The organism is Burkholderia sp. Bp8986, assembly GCF_003854225.1.
Classification (GTDB): Bacteria; Pseudomonadota; Gammaproteobacteria; order Burkholderiales; family Burkholderiaceae; genus Burkholderia.
Genome location: NZ_QTQM01000036.1, coordinates 74540 through 81152, shown reverse-complemented (window position 1 = coordinate 81152; position 6613 = coordinate 74540). Strand labels below are relative to the sequence as shown.

Sequence of the window (6613 nt, the reverse complement as noted above, 5' to 3'; positions counted from 1 at the left end):
TTCGAGCGCAGCGTCGACAGGTTCGTCTTCCTGTCGCCGACCGACTGGCCGTTCACGAGGATCTCGCCCTGCTGGAAAGGCTCGAGGCCGTTCACGGTCTTGATCAGCGTCGACTTGCCCGAGCCGGATGGGCCGCACACGACCACCACCTCGCCTTTCTTCACTTCGGTCGTGCACTCGGCGAGGACCTGAAACTGGCCGTACCACTTGGAAACGTTGCTGATGGAAATCATGAAAGTCCCTGCATCGTAATGAGGCGCGCGCGGCGCCGGTTCAGCGCGCCTTCGCGACGCGATAGCGGCGCTCGAGCGCACGCGCATACCACGTCAGCGGGAAGCACATCGCGAAGTACAGCAGCGCGACCATCGCATAGATCGGAAACGGCTTGAATACCGCGTTGGTGATGATGTTGCCGGTCTTGGTCAGTTCGGTCAGCCCGATGATCGACGTGAGCGCGGTGCTCTTCACCGCCTGCACGAGGAAACCGACGGTCGGGGCGAGCGCGATCTTCCACGCCTGCGGCCATACCACGTAGCGCAGCCGCTGGGTCCACGTCATGCCGAGGCTGGCCGCCGCGTGCCACTGGCCGTGCGGGACCGCGTCGACGCAGCCGCGCCAGATGTCGGCCAGACAGGCGCTGGCGTTCAGCGTCAGCACGACCGACGCCGCGACCCACGGCGTCACGTCGATGCCGACCAGCGGCAATCCGAAGAAGCCGAGGAACAGTTGCATCAGCAACGGCGTGCCCTGGAACAGTTCGATGTACAGGATCACGAAGCGGCGCAGCGCCGGCACGGGCGAGATGCGCATCGCCAGCAGCGCGCACCCGGCGAGGCCGCCGCCGGCGAACGTGATCAGCGACAGCAGCACGGTCCAGCGCGCGGCGAGCAGCAGGTTCCATGCAATGTCCTGGAAGGTGAATTCGATCATCGCGCACGTTCCGTCGGCAGGTGGGTTTCAGGGGAGCGGGCGCGCCACGTGAAGCGGGCAACCCGCGTGCGCCGCGGTGCGGCAGCCGCGCCGTGGCGCGTGCGGCCGGCGAACAGCCGCCGGCCGACGCGATTGAGCAGCATGCGCAGCGCGATCGACAGCAGCAGGTAGATCGCGGTCACGACGATGTAGATCTCGAACGCGCGGAAGTTGCGCGACTGGATGAAGTTGGCCGCGTAGGTCAGGTCGGGCACCGAGATCTGCGACACGACCGCCGAGCCGAGCATCACGATCAAGACCTGCCCGAGCAGCGCGGGGTACACGTTCGCGAGCGCCTGCGGCAGCACGACGTGGCCGAACACCTGCCGGCCGTGCAGCCCGAGCGCCCGCGCGGCCTGCACTTGCCCGTGCGGCACCGATTCGATCCCGGCGCGCAGGATCTCGACCGCATAGGCACCCAGGTTGACCGTCATCGCGAGCACGGCCGCCTGCGCTTCGTCGAGGTGTACGCCGAGCGCGGGCAGCCCGAAGAAGATGAAGAACAACTGGACCAGGAACGGCGTATTGCGGATCAGCTCGACGTAGGACGCGACGAGCGCGCGCGCCCAACGCGGGCCGGCGAGCGCGATCCACGCGCCGCCGGTGCCGAGCAGGCCACCGAGCACGGTCGCGGCCGCGGTCAGGGCGAGCGTCACGCCGACGCCGCGCGCGAGCATGCCGGCGTAGAGACCGAAATCGCTGAAGTCGAACACGTAGCTCATCGCGATGCCTTGGGTCGAGCGTGCGGGGCGAAGGCGCTGCGCATCACAGATCGGCCGGCAGGGCAGCGTGCAGCCACTTCTGCGACAGGGTGTTCAGCGTGCCGTTCTTCTTTGCGCCGGCGATCGCGTCGTTGACCTTCTGCATCAGGCGCGGCTCGTTCTTGTTCAGGCCGACGTGGTCGGGCGAGCTGAACAGCGAGAACTTCTGTTCCGGATCGATCGACGGATGACGCGCGATGATCGTGGCGCCCACGTCGTTGCCCACCACCAGCAGTTGCGCCTGTCCCGACAGGAACGCCGCGATCGCACCGTTCGGGTCGTCGAAGCGCTTGATCGTCGCGCTCGGCGGCGCGACCTTGCTGATGCTCAGGTCCTCGAGCGTGCCGCGCGCGACCGCGACCGATTTGCCGGCGAGATCGGCGTTGCCCTTCACGGCGAGCGACTTCGGGCCGAATACCGCGAGGTAGTACGGCGCATACGCGTTCGAGAAGTCGATCACCTTCGCGCGCTCCGGCGTCTGTCCGACCGACAGCAGCATGTCGGTCTTGCGGTCGGCGAGATACGCCATCCGGTTGTCGCCGGTGACCTGCACGAGTTCGACCTTCGCGTTGAGCGCCTTGCCGATCAGGTTCGCCATGTCGATGTCGTAGCCCTGCGGCTTCATGTCGGGGCCGATCGAACCGAACGGCGGGTAGTCCTCGAACACGCCGATGCGCACGACGCCCGATTTGGCGATCGTGTCGAGCGCGTCGGCGTGCGCGAGCGGGGTGACGGCGGCCACGCCGGCGGCGCAGGCGCAGAGGAGGGCGGTGCGGGCGAGCAGGCGTCGCACGAGGCGGTTGGCTTGGGTCGATGCGTTCATGGCGGGATCCTTGTTGCTGCGTTGGGGAACGAAAGGAAAATCAGACGCCGCGTGCGGCGATCAGCTTGCATGCGTGTGCCGGCAGTTCGGCGGCAACCGGCATGCCGACGTGCAGGTCGGGTGTCTCGCGCGGCGTGGTCGCGGCCGTCAGCGTGAAGCCGCGGCAATCGATGGTCGCCTCGATCGACGCGCCGACGTCGCGCACGAACGTGATCGTGCCGGCGAGCGTGTTCGGCGCGCCCGACGCCGTCGCGCCCGGCCGCACGCATACGTCCTCGGGGCGAATCAGCAGGCGCACGGCGTCGGGCGCGCGTGGCGTGTCGGGCGCGCGCCCGATCGAGAGGCGCTGTCCGCCCGGCAGGACGATCGCGTCGTCGCCGTCGCGCGCGACCGGCAGGATGTTGCCGAGGCCGATGAAGTCGGCGACGAATTCGTTGACCGGGTCGCGATAGATGTCGAGCGGCCGGCCGACCTGCTGGATGCGGCCTTTCTCCATCACGACGATCTCGTCGGCCATCGTCATCGCTTCGCGCTGGTCGTGCGTGACCATGATCGTCGTGATGCCGAGCCGTTGCTGGAGCAGCCGGATCTCGACCTGCATCGCCTCGCGCAGCTTCGCGTCGAGCGCCGACAGCGGCTCGTCGAGCAGCAGCAGGCGCGGCGACGACGCGATCGCGCGCGCGATCGCGACGCGCTGGCGCTGCCCGCCCGACAGCTGCGTGACGAGCCGGTCGGCCGTGTGCGGCAGCTGGATCAGCTCCAGCAGCTCGGCGACGCGCCGCGCCTGCGCGGCCCGGTCCGTCTTGCGCAGCCGCAGCGGGTACGCGATGTTCTGCGCGACCGTCATGTGCGGAAACAGCGCGAGCGACTGGAACACCATGCCGAAGTCGCGCCGGTTGGCGGGCACGTGCGTGAGGTCGCGGCCGGCGAACGTCACCGTGCCGGAGGTCGGCGTGTCGAGGCCGGCGATGATCCGCATCAGCGTGGTCTTGCCGCAGCCGGACGGGCCGAGAAAGCAGACGAGCTTGCCGTCCGGCACCGACAGGTCGACGTGATCGACCGCATACGCCTGATGGAAGCGCTTGGTCACGTTCTGGAGGATGAGCTGGGTCATGACGGTTCCTTGCATGGTCGAGGGCGGGGCCGTGCGCGCATCAGAGCGCGACGCCCTTGTCGCCGACGAGTTTTTCGAGCATCCAGATCAGCGCGAAGTCGATCGCGACCGTGAACACGGCGAAGCAGAACACGGTCGGGTCGAGCGACGACACGGTGCGGCTGTAGAGCCAGACCGGCAGGGTCATCGTGTCGATGCCGTACAGGAAGAACGTCACCGTGAATTCGTTGAACGACACGATGAACGCGAACAGCATCCCGGCGAGAATCCCGGGCCGCATCAGCGGCAGCACGACGTCGACGAGCGCGCGCCACGGGCTCGCGCCCATCACGCACGCGGCTTCCTCGAAGTCGGGGCCGATCGACGCAACCGAGGCCGCGCAGTTCTTCACGGTGAACGGCAGCGTCAGGATCACGTGCGCGACCACGAGCCGCACGATGCCGAGCTCTACCGGCAGCGCGTTGAACACGATCAGCAGCGCGAGGCCGAGCATCACGAGCGGATAGACGATCGGCAACGCGACGAGCTGCTCGACGAGCGCCTTGCCGCGGAAGCGGCAGCGCGACAGCGCGTAGGCCGCGGGCACCGACACGGCGGTCGCGATCAGCATCGTCGCGACCGCGACGACGAGGCTGGTCGTCAACGCGGCGCCCATCGACTGCGCGCTGCCCGCATCGGACGACACGAACGTCTGCCAGGCGGCGCGATACCAGTGCAGGCTGAACTCGCGCGGCGGGAATTCGAGCGTGCCCGATGCGCCGAACGACATCGTGATCATCGTCAGGATCGGCAGTGCGGCGAGCAACAGCACGAGCGTCGCGAGCGTGCCCGTCGCGCGACCGAGGCGGCCGGGCAGGGGCGTACGCAAGAGCAGGGTATTCATCGGCTCACCTCGCCGGCACGTTGCAGGGTGCGCACGAGGCGCTGGGACACCGCCATCACGACGAGCGTCGCGGCCATCAGCACGACGCCCGATGCCGACGCGGCGGGCCAGTTGAGCAGCGGCGCGACCTGGTCGTGCACGAGCACCGCGAGCATCGGCACGCGTCGGCCGCCGAGCAGCAGCGGCACCGCGAATGCGCTGGCGTTGTATGCGAACACGAGCAGCGCGCCGGCGACGAGGCCGGGCATCGCGAGCGGCAGCGTCACGTGCCGCAGCGTCTGCCAGCGGCTCGCGCCGAGCGTCGCGGCGGCTTCGTCGTATGCGCGGGACACCGCGCGCAGCGCGCTCGACAGTGGCAGCACGGCGAGCGGGAACGCGGTCTGGATCAGCCCGAGCAGCACGCCGTGCTCGCGGTACAGCAGTTGCAGCGGCCGGTCGACGACGCCCGAGGCCAGCAGCGCGCGATTGAGCAATCCCGCCGGGCCGAGCATCACGAGCCAGCCATAACCTTGCAGCAGCAGGTTCACGAGCAGCGGCAGCAAGACGCCGGCGAGCATCAGCCGGCGCGCGAGCCGCGATTCGGTGCGCGCCATCGCGAGCGCGACCGGGATCGCGAGCAGCACCGCGCACACCATGCTCTGGAACGCGAGGCGCAGCGTGAGCCACAGCGATTTCGTGAAGTACGGGTCCGCGAGATCGGCGTAATTCTGCAGCGTGAAGGTCCGCCATTCGTCGCCGGATACGCCGACGCTCATGCGCAACACGGTGAGCGTCGCGGCGGCGAGCACCGCGAGGAACGCGAGGATCGGCGCGAGCAGCAGCCACGGCGGCACGCCGGCCAGCGCGGGCCCGGCGTCCGAGCCGGCGCCGGCCGGTGTGCCGGCGGCCGGCGCCGCGTCGCGGGGGGAGGACAGGGAGGCCATGTCGTTACGCCGCGAAGAGGCCCGTGTAGCGCTTGATCCACGCCGGCTGGACGACGGCGAGCGCCTTGTCGTCGTGCAGCACGGCCTTCTCCGCGATCTGCTGCGGCGACGGCACGAACGCGCGGCTTTCCGCGGGAATCACGGCCTTGCCGTTCACGGGCCCGTTCAGCACGTCGGCCGCCATCCGGCCCTGCACGCCCGCGTCGAGCGAATGGTTGATGAACGCGTGGATCAGGTCGAGGTCGCCCGGATGCGCCTTCGGGATCACCGTGAACATCAGTTGCGTCGCGAAGCCTTCCTTCATTCCGTAGGTCACGCCCATCTTGTAGTCGGGCTTGCGGATCTGGTCCGGGAAGAACGCCGGCGAATAGATGCCGCCGATGTCGAGCGAGCCGGTGCGGAACAGGTCGGCGACCTGGTTCGGGTTCTCGCCGAGGGTCATCACGCGATCCTTGAGCTGCGCGAGCTTCCGGAACCCCGGATCGATGTTCTGCTGCGAGCCGCCGGCCAGCTTCGCGGCGATGATCGCGAGGTCGACCGCTTCGGCCCACTCCGGCGGCGGCAGGAACAGCCGCCCCGCATACTTCGGATCCCACAGTGCCTCGTAGCTCGACGGCGCGCTCTTCACGGTCGCCGTGTTGTAGATCAGCCCGTCCGACCACAGCAGGTAGCCGATGCCGAAGCCGTTCGCGCCCGTGCGGTATTGCGGCGCGACGTCCTTCAGGTTCGGCAGCCGGTTCAGGTCGGGCTTCGCGAGCAGGCCGGCGTCGGCGAGGCCGGCCGCGCCGACGCCCGCGAGCGTGATGACGTCGTAGGTCGGCCGCTCGCCCGCGGCCTTGACCTTCGCGACCATCCCCGACGTGCCGTCCGCGCGATCGGCGATCACGCGCGCGCCTGTCTGCTTGCTGAAGGTTTCCGCGATGTTGCGCAGCGCGGCCGCGCCGGTATCGTCGGACCAGGTGAGCAGGCGCAGCGTCTTGCCCGCGAAGCTGCCCGACTGAGCCTTCGCAGTCCTGATGAACGGCATCGGAATGGCGGATGCGGCGAGTGCCGTGCCGAGGGTTTTGATCACCTGCCTTCTGCCCGCCTTGAAGTGTTGCATGGCCGTCTCCTGATGAACGATGCCGTGTGGTTCGATGC

8 protein-coding genes are annotated in these 6613 nt (G+C 68.8%); all 8 read right to left on the bottom strand.

Annotated elements, in window-relative coordinates:
• Nucleotides 1-233, bottom strand: a 233-nt coding sequence (locus tag DID99_RS26890; RefSeq protein WP_148094683.1) for an ATP-binding cassette domain-containing protein, incomplete at its 3' end; no start/stop codon positions are given.
• Nucleotides 234-273: 40 nt separating this feature from the next.
• Entirely contained in the window at nucleotides 274-930 is a 657-nt protein-coding gene (locus DID99_RS26885; protein WP_124667833.1) for an amino acid ABC transporter permease, read from the bottom strand.
• Complete coding sequence (locus tag DID99_RS26880) at nucleotides 927-1691, bottom strand: amino acid ABC transporter permease (protein WP_124522732.1); 765 nt, start codon at nucleotides 1689-1691, stop codon at nucleotides 927-929. Before DID99_RS26880 ends, DID99_RS26885 begins: the two co-directional genes overlap by 4 nt.
• 43 nt (nucleotides 1692-1734) lie before the next feature.
• Nucleotides 1735-2553 carry a transporter substrate-binding domain-containing protein gene (locus tag DID99_RS26875; RefSeq protein ID WP_124667832.1) on the bottom strand — a complete coding sequence of 273 codons (819 nt, stop codon included), beginning with the start codon at nucleotides 2551-2553 and terminating at the stop codon, nucleotides 1735-1737.
• A gap of 40 nt (nucleotides 2554-2593) precedes the next feature.
• Complete coding sequence (locus DID99_RS26870) at nucleotides 2594-3667, bottom strand: ABC transporter ATP-binding protein (protein ID WP_124667831.1); 1074 nt, start codon at nucleotides 3665-3667, stop codon at nucleotides 2594-2596.
• Nucleotides 3668-3707: 40 nt separating this feature from the next.
• Complete coding sequence (locus DID99_RS26865; protein WP_124667830.1) at nucleotides 3708-4550, bottom strand: ABC transporter permease; 843 nt, start codon at nucleotides 4548-4550, stop codon at nucleotides 3708-3710.
• Nucleotides 4547-5473, bottom strand: coding sequence for an ABC transporter permease (locus DID99_RS26860; protein WP_044848705.1), 927 nt, complete (start codon nucleotides 5471-5473; stop codon nucleotides 4547-4549). Before DID99_RS26860 ends, DID99_RS26865 begins: the two co-directional genes overlap by 4 nt.
• Nucleotides 5474-5477: 4 nt before the next feature.
• On the bottom strand, nucleotides 5478-6575 hold the full coding sequence (locus tag DID99_RS26855; protein ID WP_124523434.1) for a PotD/PotF family extracellular solute-binding protein: 1098 nt from the start codon (nucleotides 6573-6575) through the stop codon (nucleotides 5478-5480).
• Between the last annotated feature and the right edge of the window lie 38 nt (nucleotides 6576-6613).

What these genes read in the sequence shown, in the direction of transcription:
- DID99_RS26870 (WP_124667831.1), bottom strand. Translation starts at nt 3,667, where the DNA reads ATGACCCAGCTCATCCTCCAGAACGTGACCAAGCGCTTCCATCAGGCG.
- DID99_RS26885 (WP_124667833.1), bottom strand. Translation starts at nt 930, where the DNA reads ATGATCGAATTCACCTTCCAGGACATTGCATGGAACCTGCTGCTCGCC.
- DID99_RS26875 (WP_124667832.1), bottom strand. Translation starts at nt 2,553, where the DNA reads ATGAACGCATCGACCCAAGCCAACCGCCTCGTGCGACGCCTGCTCGCC.
- DID99_RS26865 (WP_124667830.1), bottom strand. Translation starts at nt 4,550, where the DNA reads ATGAATACCCTGCTCTTGCGTACGCCCCTGCCCGGCCGCCTCGGTCGC.
- DID99_RS26860 (WP_044848705.1), bottom strand. Translation starts at nt 5,473, where the DNA reads ATGGCCTCCCTGTCCTCCCCCCGCGACGCGGCGCCGGCCGCCGGCACA.
- DID99_RS26880 (WP_124522732.1), bottom strand. Translation starts at nt 1,691, where the DNA reads ATGAGCTACGTGTTCGACTTCAGCGATTTCGGTCTCTACGCCGGCATG.
- DID99_RS26855 (WP_124523434.1), bottom strand. Translation starts at nt 6,575, where the DNA reads ATGCAACACTTCAAGGCGGGCAGAAGGCAGGTGATCAAAACCCTCGGC.